Genomic DNA, 17,688 nt, shown 5'->3' with positions numbered 1-17,688 from the left:
CAGCTAATGATCGTGAAATATAGGCGATTCCTTCCCAAGACGCGAGCTAATTCAAAAATATTTTCTTTTACTCTCATATTTTAGGAATCGACCCGCACTTATAGCTCATCGAATGCCTCAATAGCCTCTGATAGTTTCTTAACGCCATGTATCTGCATTCCTGCAACACCACCTTTAGGCATATTCGCAGCAGGTACAATGGCCCTTTTAAAACCATGTTTGAATGCTTCATTTAAACGTTCTTGTCCACTTGGTACTGGACGAATTTCCCCCGCCAGTCCCACTTCACCGAAAATAACGACGTCTTTTGGTAGTGGTTTGTCACGAAAGCTAGATAAAAGAGCCATTAATAGTGCTAAGTCCGCACTGGTTTCAGTTACCTTTACACCGCCCACCACATTTACAAACACATCTTGGTCTGCCATTTGTAGCCCACCGTGCTTATGTAATACAGCAAGTAGTAATGAGAGTCGGTTTTGTTCCAGACCTACGGCAACACGTCTAGGGTTAGCTAACTGTGAGTAATCCACCAATGCTTGTATTTCAACAAGCAAAGGTCGAGTACCTTCCCACACAACCATGACAGAGCTTCCAGATGTATCCTCTTCTCCACGTGAGAGGAAGATCGCAGATGGGTTACTCACTTCTCGTAGCCCTTGCCCTGTCATTGCGAAGACACCAAGTTCATTGACTGCACCAAAGCGGTTTTTGTGGCTACGCAAGGTTCGAAAGCGAGTATCAGAGCCCCCATCCAGCAACACTGAGCAATCGATAATATGCTCCAGTACTTTAGGACCAGCCAAAGTACCGTCTTTAGTGACGTGACCGACAATAAACACCGCGACATTGTTTTGCTTGGCGTAACGAGTCAACGCTGTCGCTGATTCTCTTACCTGAGCCACGGTGCCTGGTGATGATTGAACATCGGCCACATGCATAACCTGAATGGAGTCAATCACCATGATTCTTGGTTGCTCTTTTTCTGCTACCTGACAAATCTTATCAACGTTGGTTTCGGAGAGCATTTTCAGATGTTCTTTAGGCAGACCTAATCGTGAAGCTCGCATAGCAACCTGCTGAAGTGATTCTTCACCCGTCACATAAAGCGTTGGCATTTGAGATGAAAGCAAACACATTGTCTGTAACAAAAGTGTGGACTTACCTGCTCCCGGATTACCACCAATTAAGATTGCTGCTCCAGGAACAACACCACCACCTAACACCCGATCTAACTCTTTAAAACCGCTGCTAAAACGTGGCACTTCCTGCAAATTGATTTCAGAGAGAGTTTGAACCGTAGACTCTACGCTACCAGCATAACCACTAAGACGCTCATTGCGTGCAACTTGTGGAGAGGCTGCTAGTCTCACTTCAGCGATGGTATTCCACGCGCCACAAGCATTACACTGGCCTTGCCAACGGGGAAAATCTGCGCCGCAATCGTTACACACATAAGCACGTTTTGCTTTTACCATGGTTCCTCAAATTCATCTAAGTTGTGACAGCGAGACTTTAATAATATGTTGAATCAATGCAACATATTGCTAAAGAAATCACTATCAATGCCGATTTTACTAAGAGAACACTACTCTAACAGAAAACTATGCAGCAATCTGAAATTCTCTCCCTCGCTGAACGGCTCATCCCAGCTTATAAATCAGCCGACTTTGAGCAACTCCTGAATAAATTCACAGGAGGCCAGCCGCCGTCTGTCAAACTTTTAGTAAAGATGGAATTGAATCGAGTCATGACGCCATGTACCAAAAGCATCGACTTGAGAGGGCGAGTTCAGGGTGAATGCAGAGAATACGACTTAGATGGACGTAAACATTGGCTTGATGATGTTGCGTTTAACTCATATCACAAGAATATTAAAAAGTTTGGCGCTTATACCGAAGGGGTTTGGGAAAGCTTAATCAATACTCGTAACAACTTTCGAGTAATGAAGCAGCAAGGTACTTTAAATCAAAGTAAAAACGCCACAATTGAAGGTAGTTTTGAGGTTGAACCTATCAAATTGGGTTACGATCTTAAACGCTTGGAAAACCGCTTAAGACTTAATACTCAAGTAAAAATTCACCTACCGAGTAATGAGCAAGTTGTTCATGGTTTGAGTGTTGATTTATCTGCATCGGGCGCTAAATTCAAAGTTCCTTCCGCATTCAACTACAAACTTGGCGATACTATTTGGGTTCAGTTCACTGAACTGAGTAAAAGCACCCAAGTTGAAGGTTTAAACAAACCCATTGAGTACCGCGTTTTAGGAGTCGATGAATCTTATGACAATGATGCCGTCAAATATTTGCGTACATTGAAACTATCTGAAAGCGAAATCATTGAAAAAGTAATTGCTATATCATTAAAAAACAACAGCCAAAAAGCTCGCCATGATAACCAAGATAAAATCATCAGGGCTCGGACCCGAGGCTACGAGCATATCTATCTCAAGCATACTTGTAATCTACCCGTATTTTTTAGCGGTAATGAACTAAAACTGGCATTACTTACTGAAAATAATCACTCACTTTGGCAATACTGGCACGATGAGCGTAACCAACAGTCTTTAAGCAGTTTGTTTAATCAAAGTCGAATGGAAATGCTGACAAAACCTGGGGTAAGTGGCAGCAACAACGTGCTTTACGCTTTCAAACATGAGCACCAGGATAAAACATTCTTCTTTTCTATGATGATGCCTGAAGCCACTAGCGAACAACGCAAATTATTCTGGCATATCGGTGCTCGTAAAGAGAGCTGGAAGGCTTTCCGTCTATCTGTGTTCGAACTTTCAGAGCAAGAAAGAGAAGAGCTCGCGGCCCATTCAACCGAACTGGCAAATCAATCCAACAAATTAACTCACTGTGGAATACTTCAAGAAATCAGTGATTTCAGCTCTTCAAAAGATTACCTATTAGTTGATAAACCGCAACTACCAAGCAGTGCTCTTAACTCATTTCGTCATCCACGCAAAGTGTTGGGCGCACCAACAGGTATCTATTTTGACGCTCGTTCGCGTCGTAAAGAGCCACGCTATCGTTTAAAAACACCACTTAACGTCATTCAAAATGGCCAAGTACTCGGCGACGGCGCCACTGTAGATCTGTCAAAACGTGGGCTAAATGTGCTCATGAATAGCCCTGTGCAATTGAAAGCGGGTGACATGATCAACATCGATTATCTAGAGCTGAAACTGTACGACAAAAACTTACCTCTAAATAATGTGCCTTATCAAGTAATACGCATCGGACCTGAAGGACAGCGTCTGCATCTAATGATCGACGAAACCGCTCAGACAATGAAAATGATCGCTTTTTTCAACAGCATCATTGAGAACAATCAAGATAAACTCAAGCCAAAAGAAGAGATTCTTCCTAGCCCTCAATTACTTGAAGGGTTACATAATATACTGCTCTACAAAATCGTCAGCGCGCCTATTTTTGTTGAAAAAAGTGGCCCAAGCTTAAAACCGAAAGTAATTGGAGTGAATTATCCTCTGCCGTCACATCTAGTCTTATTTGCTAAGTTGGGGCAGGAAGGTCAGCTATCTCTTGAGCCTATTTTTAAAGGGCATACGAATACTTTGCTAGCAACCCCCATGAAACGAATCGATGGTGCGGAAGCTCAGTACAATGAGGTTTATATAGCGGCAATTAAGTTTGGGACTCGCATTCAATCAGTTGAAACCAAGTTGTTGAGTGATTTCGCAACTACTAGAGAGAGAATTAAGTTCATTCAGAAAGCACAATTAATGGGAGAAATTTTTGTTTTACGCCTCTGTGGAGCACCGGTTTTTGATCCATTTACAGTACTTTTAAAGCGTGACTTAGATGAACTAACACAAATTAGCGCCCACCAAGCAAAAACATTAGAAAAAGAAATCGGCTCAATTTCAGGTTATGGCGAAATCATTGATGTGACGGAAGAAGTTCTTATTCGACTAGAGTTAACCAATTAACTCTTCAACCAATAAAAATCCAGTGTCGACACTGAATTTTTTACATAGCGATTAAAACAAAACGTTATGCCATCTTAGATAAAAATATGATCAGACTGAGCATATCTGTGTAACAACAAATGGGCATCGAACACAAACGCGCATCAATTCGTCCGTGAACCTCCGCTGAGCCATCTCTGGCTCAGAGGGCTTGCGTATCGATGCCCATTCACTGATCTATTAATTTTCCAGATTGGTATTACTCACTAGCCGTAAGATCTACTTTCTCTTTCGCTTGCTGAGCTTCACGCAGATTTTTATAGATACGTCCCATTTCAATAAACGAATAACGATGCTCTACGTATTCGTATACATTAAATGAGATTGCAAGTTTATAGAGCGATACAGCATGGGCATAGTCACCTTGCATTTGGTAACGCTTACCTAAATAGAAATAAGCTTCCGTTAAACGTTGTGCCAATAAGTTGTTATCTCTAGTACTTGTCAACACCGCTTTAAAAAGCTGCTCTTCTGAAATCTCGTCGAGCATCATAGCAACTAGCAACCAACCCCATTCATCATTGTGAGATTTAAGCTGTTCAGTGAGCTCAATTTTTGCAGCTTTAGGATCGAGATCCATCTTGATGATGTAACGCCAAAGAGCACGAAACGGATCATTCGGATCCATTTGATAGTGTTTATCTGCTTCATCGAATGCAAGTTGTGGGCGATCTCCATAATAAAGTGCAACCGCTCGATTACGCATTGCATACTCATTGTCTGGATCAAGTTCTAAAGTTGAATCAAAGGATTCATAAGCCGCGTCAAAATCACCAGCCTCTGTATAATAAACACCCAGTAAATTGAAGACATCGGGCTGTGCAGGGTTAAGCGTTAACGACTGAGTAAAATCTAAACGAGCCAGACCTCGTAATCCCACACTGTCATAAGCATTGCCTCGCTCAAAAAGCATTTTTGCTCGTATTTCGTCTGTTAAATCAGAGCGTTGTAATAATTGCGTCAAGCGTGCGATTTGAACTTCTTGTTGAACATTTGCCTGTAAAGGAATAGCCATTGGTGGATAAACCCATGGTACAGTTTGATCCGATTCTGATGAGGTGCTCGCACATCCAGCTAATAGCATTAGCGCTGCACTGGCCGCTGCGGTTTTGAACCATTTCACTAATAGATACTCCTGTATACCCCTAACGCATGAAAAAGGGAGCGAATTACGCTCCCTTTATAACACGCTTTTTAGATAAAATGCGAAAACAGTTCGCATTCATCTTTTACGTAAACTTATTCTGCTTCTGGAGCTGAATCAGTTGCTGCTTCTGTAGCTGGCTTCTCTACCGCTTCTTTCATACTTAGACGAACACGGCCTTGGCGATCGATTTCAAGTACTTTAACTTGAACTTCTTGGCCTTCAGTTAGGAAGTCAGACACTTTCTCTACACGCTGATCAGCGATTTGAGAAATATGAACTAGACCGTCTTTACCTGGCAGAACAGTTACGAATGCTCCGAAGTCTGCTAGACGAGCAACTTTACCCGTGTAGATCTTACCAACTTCAACTTCAGCAGTGATTTGCTCGATACGACGAATCGCTTCTTTCGCTTGCTCACCAGAAGTTGCTGCGATCTTGATTGTACCGTCATCTTCGATTTCGATAGTTGTACCAGTCTCTTCAGTCAGAGCACGGATAACTGCACCACCTTTACCGATAACGTCTTTGATCTTCTCAGCGTTGATCTTCATTGTGTGGATACGTGGAGCAAATTGAGAGATATCTGCACGAGCACCAGAGATAGCTTGATCCATCACAGATAGGATATGCTTACGTGCACCTTGCGCTTGGTTAAGAGCAATTTGCATGATCTCTTTAGTGATACCTTCAATTTTGATGTCCATTTGAAGTGCAGTGATACCAGTGTTAGTACCTGCTACTTTAAAGTCCATATCACCTAGGTGGTCTTCGTCACCAAGGATGTCTGAAAGAACAACGAAATCGTCGCCTTCTTTAACAAGACCCATTGCGATACCCGCAACAGAAGACTTGATTGGTACACCAGCATCCATAAGAGCTAGAGAAGTACCACAAACAGAAGCCATTGAAGAAGAACCGTTTGATTCAGTGATTTCTGAAACCACACGTACTGTGTACGGGAATTCTTCTGGAGAAGGCATTACTGCTGCAATACCACGTTTAGCCAGTTTACCGTGGCCGATTTCACGACGCTTAGGTGAACCTACAAAACCAGTTTCACCAACACAGTATGGAGGGAAGTTGTAGTGTAGTAGGAAGTAATCTTTCTTCTCACCAGTTAGTTCGTCGATGATTTGAGCATCACGTTGAGTACCTAGAGTTGCCGTTACTAGAGCCTGAGTTTCGCCACGAGTAAATAGCGCAGAACCGTGAGTACGTGGAAGAACGCCAGTACGTACGTCTAGTGCACGAACCATGTCTTTTTCACGGCCATCGATACGTGGGTTACCAGCGATGATGCTACGACGTACAACTACTTTCTCTAGATCGTGGAAAATAGTGTGTACTTCTTTTAGGTTCAACTCTTCGTTTTCAGCAAGTAGCTTCTCGTTTACTTCTGCACTGATTTCATGGATGCGGTCATAACGCGCCATTTTTTCAGTGATTTGGTAAGCTTCAACCAATTTAGCTTCAGCAAGTTCAGCAATTTTCGCTTTAAGCTCTGTGTTCTCAGCAGGTGCAGTCCAGTTCCATGCAGGAGTAGCAACTTCAGCTGCAAACTCATTGATTGCATTGATTACAGTTTGTTGTTGGTCGTGACCAAATACAACTGCAGAAAGCATCTCTTCTTCAGTTAGGTTGTCAGCTTCTGATTCAACCATTAGAACTGCAGAATCAGTACCAGCAACAACTAGGTCTAGACGAGACGTCGCTAGTTCTTTTTCACTTGGGTTCAGTACTAGTTGACCATCGATGTGACCAACACGTGCAGCACCGATAGGACCGTTGAATGGGATACCTGAAATCGCAAGCGCTGCAGAAGTACCAATCATAGTTACGATGTCTGGCTGAACATCTGGGTTCACAGACATTACTGTTGCGATAACTTGAACTTCGTTAGTAAAGCCATCTGGGAACAGTGGACGGATTGGGCGGTCGATCAGACGAGCGATAAGAGTTTCGCCTTCTGAAGGACGACCTTCACGTTTGAAGAAGCCACCAGGGATCTTACCTGCAGCGTAAGTACGCTCTTGGTAGTTTACAGTTAGAGGGAAGAAATCTTGGCCTTCTACTGCTTCTTTTTTACCAACAACAGATACGAATACTGCGGTATCATCCATAGTAACCATTACTGCTGATGTTGCTTGACGAGCAATAACACCTGTTTCTAGCGTTACAGTGTGGTTGCCATACTGAAACGTTTTAACAACTGGTTTTTCGAACATGTAAATATTCCTTGCTCTGAGCTAATGCCCAGACTAAATAAATGAATCTCACACATTACGAATCGCGACTAGTGAAAACGCGCTTCACTATGCCAACAAAAGAGGGCTTGCAAACACGCTTTGGATAGCCGCGACCGTTTGGTCGACGTGGTTGACTGTAATGTAGTGAGCTTAGGTTTAAAATCCTAATGAAGGATTTCGCCGCGCATAGTATATACCCGCTTGCAGCAAGATGCTAATTTCAGGAAAAAATTGGGGTATTTTTCTCCTCCCTTTTCAAGGGGAGAACTAAATAGCAGACACAAAAAAGGGGCATAATGCCCCTTTTTCTTAAACCTGCTTGGCAGACGTCGATTAGCGACGTAGACCTAGACGGCTGATTAGCGCGTGGTAACGCTCTAGATCTTTACCTTTTAGGTAGTCTAGAAGTTTACGACGGCTAGAAACCATACGTAGAAGACCACGACGGCTGTGGTGATCGCCTTTGTGTTCTTTGAAGTGACCTTGTAGGTGGTTGATAGAAGCTGTAAGTAGTGCTACTTGAACTTCTGGTGAACCTGTGTCGCCTTCAGAACGTGCGTATTCTGCAACGATTGCTGCTTTAGTTTCTGCATTCAGAGACATAATTCTCTCCTAAAGAGTTAAGTTTATATTTGTGTCGCCAATCTCTGATTCAGCCGACACGAGGAGCGTGGATTATAGGGAATTACCTTTAACCACACAAGCGCTATTTCTAGATATTACTGCGGAAAAACAACCAAACGTTTTGGGGCTACCTTTCCATCATTATCGATTTCAGCAACACCTAAGAACAAACGTTCTTCGCCGCCAGTCATACGAACAATGCCTTCAGTTGGAGCTCCAAATACCTGAACAGGCTGTCCGTGTTGAACCATATCAACCAACTCAGACACAAGGTTTACTTCTGGCAAATCTTGTACAGCGGTATCCATTGGCAACAGTAATTCATCAAGAACATCATAAGGTGAACGTTCTTCACGGTGTGCCTGCTCAACCATTTCGTTAAGCTGCTCAAGCGTCACCATATTTTCATATGGATATTTCGCTACACCAGTACGACGCAGCATAGTTACATGCGCGCCACAACCTAGCATTTCACCTAAATCGTCAACTATTGTACGGATGTAAGTGCCTTTTGAGCAGTGAACTTCCATCTCAACTTCACCGTTGTCAAAACGATGCAGTACGATGTCGTAAACAGTGATTTTGCGAGACTCACGCGGAACTTCGATACCTTGACGAGCATATTCGTACAATGGACGACCTTGGTATTTCAATGCCGAAAACATTGATGGTACTTGGTCTGTTTCACCACGGAATTTTTCGATACAGCTCATCAGCGTTTCACGATCAACATTCACGTCACGTGTTTCAACCACTTCACCGTCTGAATCTGATGTATCGGTACGTTCACCCAGTTTTGCAATCACACGATAACGCTTATCGGAATCAAGCAAAAACTGAGAAAACTTAGTCGCTTCGCCTAAACAAATAGGCAGCATTCCGGTTGCAAGTGGGTCTAGCGCTCCGGTATGCCCTGCTTTTTCAGCAAAGAAAAGGCGTTTAACTTTTTGTAAGGTGTCGTTGGATGAGATGCCAGTTGGTTTATCAATCAGCACCACACCATTAATCGGACGCCCTTTACGACGACGAGCCATTACTCTTCGTCCTCACGACCTGCTTCTTTTTGCTTTTGCTTGTCGCTACTTACTACTTCAGAAACAAGGTTAGACATACGCATACCTTCAACTAAGGTGCTGTCGTAATGGAAACGAATTTCTGGAGTTAGACGTAAGCGAATACGCTTACCAAGCATCATACGGATATGAACTTCGTGTTCACGTAAAGCTTTTAGACAAGACTCTGGAGTTTGCTCACCAACACATAGGAAAGTTACGAATACTTTCGCGTAAGCGAGATCACGAGAAACTTCCACGTCAGAAATGGTCACCATTCCTAAACGAGAGTCACGAACTTCGCGTTGAAGGATCATTGCGAGTTCTTTTTGTAATTGTTGAGACACACGTTGAGTGCGGCTAAATTCTTTTGGCATAATTTTCTCACTAATAGAAAGAATGGGGGAATGGTATTCCCACTCCCCCATGGCGTATTCAACAACCGAACATTGCCGTTAATACTACTGTATTAATGAACCCAATTTCGCTTATCGATTGACGAACTTAGCAACAAAGGATTCATTAATTTTAGCGAATTAATCGATGGTACGTTGGATTTCGATAGTCTCGAATACTTCGATTTGGTCGCCTACGCGAACATCGTTGTAGTTCTTAACGCCGACACCACACTCGTAACCATTCTTAACTTCTTGCATGTCGTCTTTAAAGCGACGTAGCGACTCAAGTTCACCTTCGTAGATAACCACGTTATCACGTAGTACACGAATCGGAGCGTTACGCTTGATAACACCTTCAGTAACCATACAACCTGCGATTGCGCCTAGTTTCGGTGACTTAAATACGTCACGAACTTCAGCAAGACCAATGATCTCTTGCTTGAATTCTGGAGCAAGCATACCGCTCATTGCCGCTTTAACTTCGTCAATCAATTGGTAAATGATTGAGTAGTAGCGTAGGTCGATGCTTTCGTTTTCAACAGCACGACGAGCTGAAGCATCCGCACGAACGTTAAAGCCAACAACGATAGCATTAGATGCTGCTGCTAGTACTACGTCAGTTTCAGTAATACCACCAACACCAGAACCTACGATGTTTACTTTCACTTCTTCAGTCGATAGTTTCATCAATGAATCAGCGATTGCTTCAACAGAACCTTGTACGTCAGCTTTCAGTACGATGTTCAATTCAGAAACGTCACCAGAAGTCATGTTAGAGAACATGTTCTCTAGTTTAGATTTCTGCTGACGAGCTAGTTTCACTTCACGGAACTTACCTTGACGGTAGTTTGCAACTTCACGAGCTTTACGTTCATCACGTACAACTGTCGCTTCATCACCCGCAGCAGGTACACCTGAAAGACCTAAAATCTCTACAGGAATAGAAGGACCAGCTTCGTTGATTTCGTTACCTACTTCGTCACGCATAGCACGTACACGACCGTACTCTTGACCACAAAGAACGATGTCGCCTTTGTTCAGAGTACCAGACTGTACAAGTACCGTTGCGATTGGACCACGACCTTTATCTAAACGTGATTCGATAACCACACCAGAAGCCATGCCGTCTTTCACAGCTGTCAGTTCTAGAACTTCTGCTTGTAGCAGGATAGCTTCTAGAAGTTGGTCAATGTTAGTACCCTGTTTTGCAGAGATGTGAACGAACATGTTCTCACCGCCCCACTCTTCAGGAATAACATCGTACTGTGCCAGTTCGTTCTTCACGTTATCTGGGTTAGCAGTGTCTTTATCGATCTTGTTCACAGCAACAATCAGAGGTACACCCGCCGCTTTCGCGTGCTGGATAGCTTCGATTGTTTGTGGCATCACGCCATCGTCCGCTGCAACGACAAGTACAACGATATCTGTCGCTTGAGCACCACGAGCACGCATAGACGTAAACGCCGCGTGTCCAGGAGTATCAAGGAACGTGATCATACCGTTTGGTGTTTCAACGTGGTATGCACCAATGTGCTGTGTAATACCACCCGCTTCACCTGATGCAACGTGTGTACGACGAATGTAGTCAAGTGTTGATGTTTTACCATGGTCTACGTGACCCATGATGGTAACAACTGGTGCACGAGAAACTTTTTCAAACTCGTTGTCACGGTCTTGCATTACCGCTTCTTCAAGTTCGTTTTCTTTACGAAGAATAACTTTGTGACCCATTTCTTCAGCAACAAGTTGTGCTGTTTCCTGGTCAATCACCTGGTTAATCGTTGCCATCGCGCCCATCTTCATCATCACTTTGATGACTTCAGTACCTTTCACTGACATTTTGCTTGCCAGTTCAGAAACTACGATAGTTTCGCCGATAACAACATCTGATTTAGCAACGACTGCACTCTTATCAAAGCCATGTTGCATTGATGTTGGTTTTGCAATCTTGCCTGCTTTACGGCCTTTACCACCACGACGAGTTTCGCGCTCTTGCTTGTCATCACGATTAGACATTTTTGTCTTTTTCGTCTTGGTTGAAGCACCACGGCGACGACCACCTTCTTCACGACGGTCTGCTTCATCTTCTGCCGCACGAGCATAGCTCGAGGTGGTCACATGGTAATCTGTATTATCGTCCATACTACCCTTTTTCTCTTCTTCCGCAGACCAACGCTCATTATTCTGTTCAGCCAATGCACGTGCTTTCTCAAGCTGGCGAAGACTCTCTTCTTCAGCTTTACGCTTAGCTTCTTCTTCCTGACGACGCTTCAATGCTTCGGCTTCTTTTCGCGCTGCTTCTTGCTTCGTTTTATCTTCAGCAGAACGTTCACGTTGCGCCCCACCCTGTGCATCACGCTTAGCTTCTTCTGCTTCACGTTTTGCTTTTTCTTCTGCTTCACGTTTTGCTTTTTCTTCTGCTTCACGTTTCGCTTGAGCTTGCGCTTCCACTTCACGTTTTGCAGCTTCTTCAGCTTCACGTTTCGCTAATTCTTCAGCTTCACGCATAGCAACTTCTTCTGCTTCGCGTTTTGCCTCATCTTCTATTGCACTGCGCTTAACATACGTTCGTTTTTTGCGCACTTCAACTTGAACATCCTTACTTTTACCGCCACCTGCACTAACACTTAGTGTGCTGCGGGTTTTACGCTGGAGCGTTAAACGAGTTGGCTCAGATCCTGAGCCCTCTCCATGTTCCTTACGTAAGTGATTCAGAAGTTTGCTTTTTTCATCTTCTGATACGCTGTCTGAACTCGTTTTTTTCATACCAGCATCAGCAAGTTGTTCTAATAAGCGGTCAACTGGAGTACCAATTTCTTCACTCAGTGCTTTAACTGTAAGTTGTGTCATGCCGCTTTCTCCCTTGCTGAAATTATGCGTCTTCGCCGAACCAACAAATGTTACGAGCTGCCATAATTAGCTCGCCAGCACGTTCTTCGGTTAGACCGTCAATACCTTCAAGATCGTCGATACCTTGATCTGCTAAATCTTCAAGTGTCACTACACCTTTAGCAGCAAGTTTAAATGCCATATCGCGCTCAAGACCTGCTAGAGAAAGTAGATCTTCAGCTGGCTCTAAGCCTTCGAACGATTCTTCTTGTGCCAATGCGATTGTTGTCAATGCATCTTTGGCACGGTTACGTAGTTCTTCAACAAGATCTTCATCCAGACCGTCTACTTCTAGTAGTTCATTTACTGGAACGTACGCAACTTCTTCCAATGTTGAGAAACCTTCTTCAACCAATAGCTCAGCAAAATCTTGCTCGATATCAAGGTACTTCATAAAGTTCTCGATAGCTGCCATTGATTCTTCTTGGTGTTTCTTGTTTAGATCAGCAACCGTCATTACGTTCAGTTCCCAACCAGATAGTTGAGATGCAAGACGTACGTTTTGACCGTTACGACCGATAGCTTGAGCTAGGTTATCGGCTTCAACAGCGATATCCATTGAGTGTGCATCTTCATCAACGATGATAGAAGCGACATCAGCAGGAGCCATTGCATTGATAACGAACTGCGCTGGGTTATCATCCCAAAGCACGATATCGATACGCTCGCCACCAAGCTCGCTAGATACTGCTTGTACACGTGCACCACGCATACCTACACACGCACCAACAGGGTCGATGCGACGATCATTGGTTTTCACTGCGATTTTCGCGCGAGAACCAGGATCACGAGCAGCGCCTTTCAGTTCGATCATCTCTTCGCCGATTTCAGGCACTTCTACACGGAACAGTTCAGCCAACATTTCAGGCTTAGAACGTGTAACGAAAAGTTGGAAACCACGAGCTTCTGGAGCCACTTTGTACAGAAGGCCACGGACACGGTCGCCTGGACGGAAGTTTTCACGAGGAAGTTGGTCTTCACGCAAAATTACCGCTTCAGCGTTGTTGCCAAGATCTAGGATAACAGTCTCACGGTTAACCTTCTTAACCACACCCGTTACTAGCTCACCTTCATTATCGATAAACTGTTCAACGATTTGTGCGCGCTCTGCTTCACGTACTTTTTGCACGATTACTTGCTTAGCAGTTTGCGTTGTGATGCGGTCAAACGTTACAGATTCGATTTCTTCTTCGTAGTAATCGCCTAACTTAACTGAATCATCATCATAAGATGCAGCTTCTAGAGACATCTCTTTAGTTGGGTTTTCTACTTCGTCTACCACTAACCAACGACGGAAAGTTTCAAACTCACCAGTTTTGCGGTCGATAGCAACACGAACATCTACGTCAATTTCGTATTTTTTCTTAGTTGATGTTGCTAGCGCAATTTCAAGCGCTTCAAAAATACGCTCACGAGGTACTGCTTTTTCGTTCGAAACAGCCTCTACAACCGCTAAAATTTCTTTACTCATTGTTATAGCCTCTTAAGCTCTTTTCTCTAGGAGAACTAAAATTTAGGGATCAGGTTAGCTTTTGAAATATTGCTAATAGCAAAATGTTCTTCTTGTCCGTCTACAGTTACAGCAACAGTTTCACCATCAACTGAGTGAATGATGCCTTTCCATTTACGACGGTTTGCTACAGCCATTTTCAATACGATGCTGACCTCGTGACCGATAAACTGATCATAATGTGCAGCTTTAAAGAGTGGTCTTTCCAAACCTGGCGAAGACACTTCTAAGTTGTAAGCCACAGTGATCGGATCTTCAACATCCAATACAGCACTCACTTGGTGACTAACTTCTGCACAATCATCAACGTTAATACCATTTTCATGATCAATGTAGATACGTAGTGTTGAGTGTTGCCCTGCTCGAACAAACTCTAGTCCAACTAACTCATAACCCGAAGCAGCCACAGGAGCTTCAAGCATGTCTGTTAATTGTCTTTCTAAACCAGTCATTTAAACCACTCCAGAAACAAAAAAAGGGCATAGAGCCCAATTTAAATTCCAAGCAAAGCACCTGTATTTCACGTTAAGAAACACAGATAACAAAAAACCCCGAAAGTCGGGGTTTTTGCTGCTGGACCCTGATAAATTGAGAATTTCTTCTCAACTGCAGTGAGGTAAACACTGCCAAACTTGCAACAATCACCACTCTAAGAATAGAAGATAATTGGTTGCGGGGGCCGGATTTGAACCGACGACCTTCGGGTTATGAGCCCGACGAGCTACCAAGCTGCTCCACCCCGCGTCCGACTTGCGAGCATTATACGCTCAACAAGGTGTTTTACAAGTTTGTAAACATGGTGCCGAGAGAGGGACTCGAACCCTCACACCGAAGCGCTAGCACCTCATGCTAGTGTGTCTACCAATTTCACCATCTCGGCATAACCTTTCTTACTTTACAGTAAGATTATTGAGGAATTTCGTCGCCTGTTGAGGCTGGAGTTTCACTCAATGCACCTTCAGTTGTTTGCTCGATCACTTGACCTTTAGTAGGGTCAACCCATTGTGATTCCGCTTTGTGAGTAGACATATTGCCTAACACAAGACTAAAGATGAAAAATACTGTTGCAAAAATTGCAGTCATTCGGGTTAGAAAATTTCCTGAGCCGCTCGCGCCAAACACTGTGTTTGAAGCACCAGCACCGAATGAGGCCCCCATATCTGCGCCTTTACCTTGCTGGATCAACACTAGGCCAATGATACCAACCGCTGCCAACAGGTAAATCACAAGTAGAACTGTAAACATCGCTTCCACCTATGTTCCAAATTGTTGAGCCAGCGCCGTTCTAATCATTTCCGTTTGTTTTTGAAAACCAGATGACAAGAACAAGGCTAGCGACCTCCTCAACGAAGGCGGAGGCAATACTATCGGATGCGAGTATGACTGACAAGGGATATTTATTAAAAATATCTAGTTTGCTTATTAAACGGTCAAAAAAGGCTCAAAGTGATATTAGTTTAAACTTGGCTCCAAATTTCTAACTCGCTTAAAAACTTAGGAGCCAATAAAAACAAGACTTAACAGTTAGCTTTAACTGCTTCTGCAATTTTTAAAGCTGAAGATTTAACAAGATCTGCGTCTTCACCTTCAACCATTACGCGAAGCAAAGGCTCAGTACCTGACTTACGGAGTAATACCCGACCTTTTGCGCCAAGTTGCGCTTCGACTTCTTTAACGCTTGCGATCACGGCATCAGCTTCAAGTGGATTGGAATCACCACTAAAACGCACATTTTCGAGAACTTGAGGGTACAGTGTCATGCCTTTTGATAGCTCACCTAATGACATATTACTACCCACGATTGAAGCCAATACTTGCAACGCAGCGACAATTGCATCACCGGTGGTGACTTTATCAAGCAGGATGATATGGCCTGAGTTCTCAGCACCAATCTTCCAACCTTTCGCCAGCAATTGTTCCATAACATAACGGTCGCCAACAGCAGCGCGCACAAACGGAATACCTAACTGCTTCAAGCCATTTTCCATACCTAGGTTAGTCATTAGGGTACCAACAACACCACCTTTCAGTTCACCTCTGCGCAATGCATCACGAGCAATGATATAAGCAATTTGGTCACCATCGACTTTGTTACCATTCTCATCAACCATGATCAAACGGTCACCGTCACCGTCAAAAGCCAGACCTAAATGGGCTTGTTCTTCAACAACACGCTTTTGCAAAGCAGCAACATCTGTAGCTCCCACTTTGTCATTAATGTTGGTTCCATTTGGTTCGATGCCCATGGCAATCACTTCAGCGCCTAGCTCTTTAAAAACATTAGGTGCAATGTGGTAAGTTGCACCATGAGCGCAATCCACCACGATTTTTAATCCAGCTAAGCTCAGCTTACTTGGGAAGGTGCTCTTACAAAATTCAATGTAACGGCCAGCCGCATCCACTAAACGAGAAGCTTTACCTAGCATTGCTGATTCTACACAAGTGATATCTTTATCTAACTCAGCTTCAATAGCTAACTCCACTTCATCCGGAAGTTTTGTACCTTCAGAAGAGAAAAACTTAATACCATTGTCGTAATATGGGTTATGTGATGCAGAAATAACAATCCCCGCTTCAGCACGAAATGTTTGGGTTAAATAAGCGACTGCTGGGGTCGGCATCGGCCCCGTGAGCACAGCTTTTAAGCCAGCTGCGGCCAAACCTGCTTCAAGAGCAGATTCCAACATGTAACCAGAAATGCGGGTATCTTTGCCAATAATGACTTGCTTAGTGCCTTGCTTTGCCAACACTCGTCCAGCAGCCCAACCTAGCTTAAGTACAAAATCAGGCGTGATTGGGTATTGACCAACCTTGCCTCGTACACCGTCAGTACCAAAATAACGTCTTTCGTCAGACATAATATATCCTTAGCTTATTCTTATAACTTATATTTTTATGAGCTTTCATTCATAGCTCGAATAACCTTCATCGCATCTAATGTTTCTTCAACATCATGGACACGAATAATCTGCGCGCCTTTCATTGCAGCAATGGTTGCACATGCCACACTGGCAACCATACATTCCGCAGGCTTCTTATCTAGAAGTTTAAACACCATTGATTTGCGAGACATACCAGCAAGTATCGGTAATCCAAATCGATGGAGTTTTTCTAGATGGGCGAGTAAATGATAGTTGTGCTCAAGTGATTTACCAAAACCAAAGCCGGGATCAAGAATAATATTCTCACGTGTAATACCAGCCTTCTCACATATTGCTAGCTTATCAAGGAGAAAGGTCTCAACTTCGAGCTGAACATTATCGTATTCGGGGTTAATTTGCATCGTTTTTGGCTGTCCTTTCATGTGCATGATGCAAACTGGCACATTGGCTTTTGCAGCGACTTCAAGTGCACCTGGTTCTTGTAGAGATCGGACATCGTTGATTAAATCAGCGCCAGCCTCTATAGATTGGCGCATCACTTCCGCTTTGCTGGTATCAACGGAAATCCACACATCTTGGTTAAACTCACGAATTGCTTTAATTGCGGGGATCACTCGGTGCAGCTCTTCCTCAAGGGTAACTTCAGGAGCACCAGGTCGAGTTGATTCCCCTCCGATATCAATAAAACTGACACCCGCGTCTATCATCTGTTTAGCTCGGATAACAACATTTTCTAACGTGGTATAGCTGCCACCGTCAGAGAAAGAGTCTGGCGTTGTATTGAGAATACCCATCACATGAGGGCGATCGAGGATAAGTTCTTTCGTTGCTGTTCTTAATTTCATTGGTAGTTCATTCTTTGCTCTCCCCTCAGTTTAGGATAGTTAGAGAGGTTTATTTCCACCGAGCTTGAAATGCTCCAACGGAAGCAACCCCTAGAAAAGAGAGA

The 17,688-nt window shown here is 43.6% G+C and carries 13 protein-coding genes and 2 tRNA genes; 1 reads left to right on the top strand and 14 read right to left on the bottom strand.

Translation table 11 applies throughout. The features are described 5' to 3' along the window. Nucleotides 1–98: 98 nt before the first annotated feature. Nucleotides 99–1,475: a DNA repair protein RadA gene (gene radA / locus G5S32_RS02740; RefSeq protein WP_165310374.1), complete on the bottom strand. Its 1,377-nt coding sequence runs from the start codon at nt 1,473–1,475 to the stop codon at nt 99–101. A 128-nt stretch (nt 1,476–1,603) separates the two neighbouring features. Between radA and G5S32_RS02735 the strand changes: the two genes are divergently transcribed. After that, on the top strand, nt 1,604–3,952 hold the full coding sequence (locus G5S32_RS02735) for a PilZ domain-containing protein (RefSeq protein WP_165310373.1): 2,349 nt from the start codon (nt 1,604–1,606) through the stop codon (nt 3,950–3,952). A gap of 238 nt (nt 3,953–4,190) precedes the next feature. On the opposite strand, the gene nlpI is transcribed toward G5S32_RS02735, so the two are convergent. The 13 genes from nlpI to folP form a co-directional block, all read right to left on the bottom strand. Further along, on the bottom strand, nt 4,191–5,114 hold the full coding sequence (nlpI, locus tag G5S32_RS02730) for a lipoprotein NlpI (protein WP_165310372.1): 924 nt from the start codon (nt 5,112–5,114) through the stop codon (nt 4,191–4,193). 116 nt (nt 5,115–5,230) lie between these two features. Further along, nucleotides 5,231–7,363, bottom strand: coding sequence for a polyribonucleotide nucleotidyltransferase (pnp, locus tag G5S32_RS02725; RefSeq protein ID WP_165310371.1), 2,133 nt, complete (start codon nt 7,361–7,363; stop codon nt 5,231–5,233). A 354-nt stretch (nt 7,364–7,717) separates the two neighbouring features. Beyond that, nucleotides 7,718–7,987, bottom strand: coding sequence for a 30S ribosomal protein S15 (rpsO, locus tag G5S32_RS02720; RefSeq protein ID WP_165310370.1), 270 nt, complete (start codon nt 7,985–7,987; stop codon nt 7,718–7,720). A 116-nt stretch (nt 7,988–8,103) separates the two neighbouring features. Further along, the gene (gene truB, locus G5S32_RS02715) at nt 8,104–9,042 is read right to left on the bottom strand and encodes a tRNA pseudouridine(55) synthase TruB (RefSeq protein ID WP_165310369.1); all 939 of its coding nucleotides are present in this window, start codon (nt 9,040–9,042) and stop codon (nt 8,104–8,106) included. Continuing rightward, nucleotides 9,042–9,437, bottom strand: a complete 396-nt coding sequence (gene rbfA, locus G5S32_RS02710; RefSeq protein ID WP_165310368.1) for a 30S ribosome-binding factor RbfA — start codon at nt 9,435–9,437, stop codon at nt 9,042–9,044. Before rbfA ends, truB begins: the two co-directional genes overlap by 1 nt. A 159-nt stretch (nt 9,438–9,596) precedes the next feature. Next, nucleotides 9,597–12,308, bottom strand: coding sequence for a translation initiation factor IF-2 (infB, locus tag G5S32_RS02705; protein WP_165310367.1), 2,712 nt, complete (start codon nt 12,306–12,308; stop codon nt 9,597–9,599). Nucleotides 12,309–12,330: 22 nt separating this feature from the next. Continuing rightward, complete coding sequence (nusA, locus tag G5S32_RS02700; RefSeq protein ID WP_165310366.1) at nt 12,331–13,818, bottom strand: transcription termination factor NusA; 1,488 nt, start codon at nt 13,816–13,818, stop codon at nt 12,331–12,333. Nucleotides 13,819–13,853: 35 nt separating this feature from the next. Further along, a complete protein-coding gene (gene rimP, locus G5S32_RS02695) occupies nt 13,854–14,309 on the bottom strand; it encodes a ribosome maturation factor RimP (RefSeq protein WP_165310365.1) in 456 nt (151 codons plus the stop codon). A 215-nt stretch (nt 14,310–14,524) separates the two neighbouring features. Then, nucleotides 14,525–14,601 (bottom strand) — tRNA-Met (locus G5S32_RS02690). 53 nt (nt 14,602–14,654) lie between these two features. Continuing rightward, nucleotides 14,655–14,737 (bottom strand) — tRNA-Leu (locus G5S32_RS02685). Nucleotides 14,738–14,763: 26 nt separating this feature from the next. After that, nucleotides 14,764–15,102 carry a preprotein translocase subunit SecG gene (gene secG / locus G5S32_RS02680; protein ID WP_165310364.1) on the bottom strand — a complete coding sequence of 113 codons (339 nt, stop codon included), beginning with the start codon at nt 15,100–15,102 and terminating at the stop codon, nt 14,764–14,766. 272 nt (nt 15,103–15,374) lie between these two features. After that, nucleotides 15,375–16,715, bottom strand: coding sequence for a phosphoglucosamine mutase (gene glmM / locus G5S32_RS02675; protein ID WP_165310363.1), 1,341 nt, complete (start codon nt 16,713–16,715; stop codon nt 15,375–15,377). A 35-nt stretch (nt 16,716–16,750) separates the two neighbouring features. Continuing rightward, entirely contained in the window at nt 16,751–17,584 is an 834-nt protein-coding gene (gene folP, locus G5S32_RS02670; RefSeq protein WP_165310362.1) for a dihydropteroate synthase, read from the bottom strand. Between the last annotated feature and the right edge of the window lie 104 nt (nt 17,585–17,688).

The organism is Vibrio ziniensis (assembly GCF_011064285.1).
Classification (GTDB): Bacteria; Pseudomonadota; Gammaproteobacteria; order Enterobacterales; family Vibrionaceae; genus Vibrio; species Vibrio ziniensis.
Note: the sequence above shows the minus strand (reverse complement) of the source record. Positions and strands in the feature narration are given on the sequence as shown.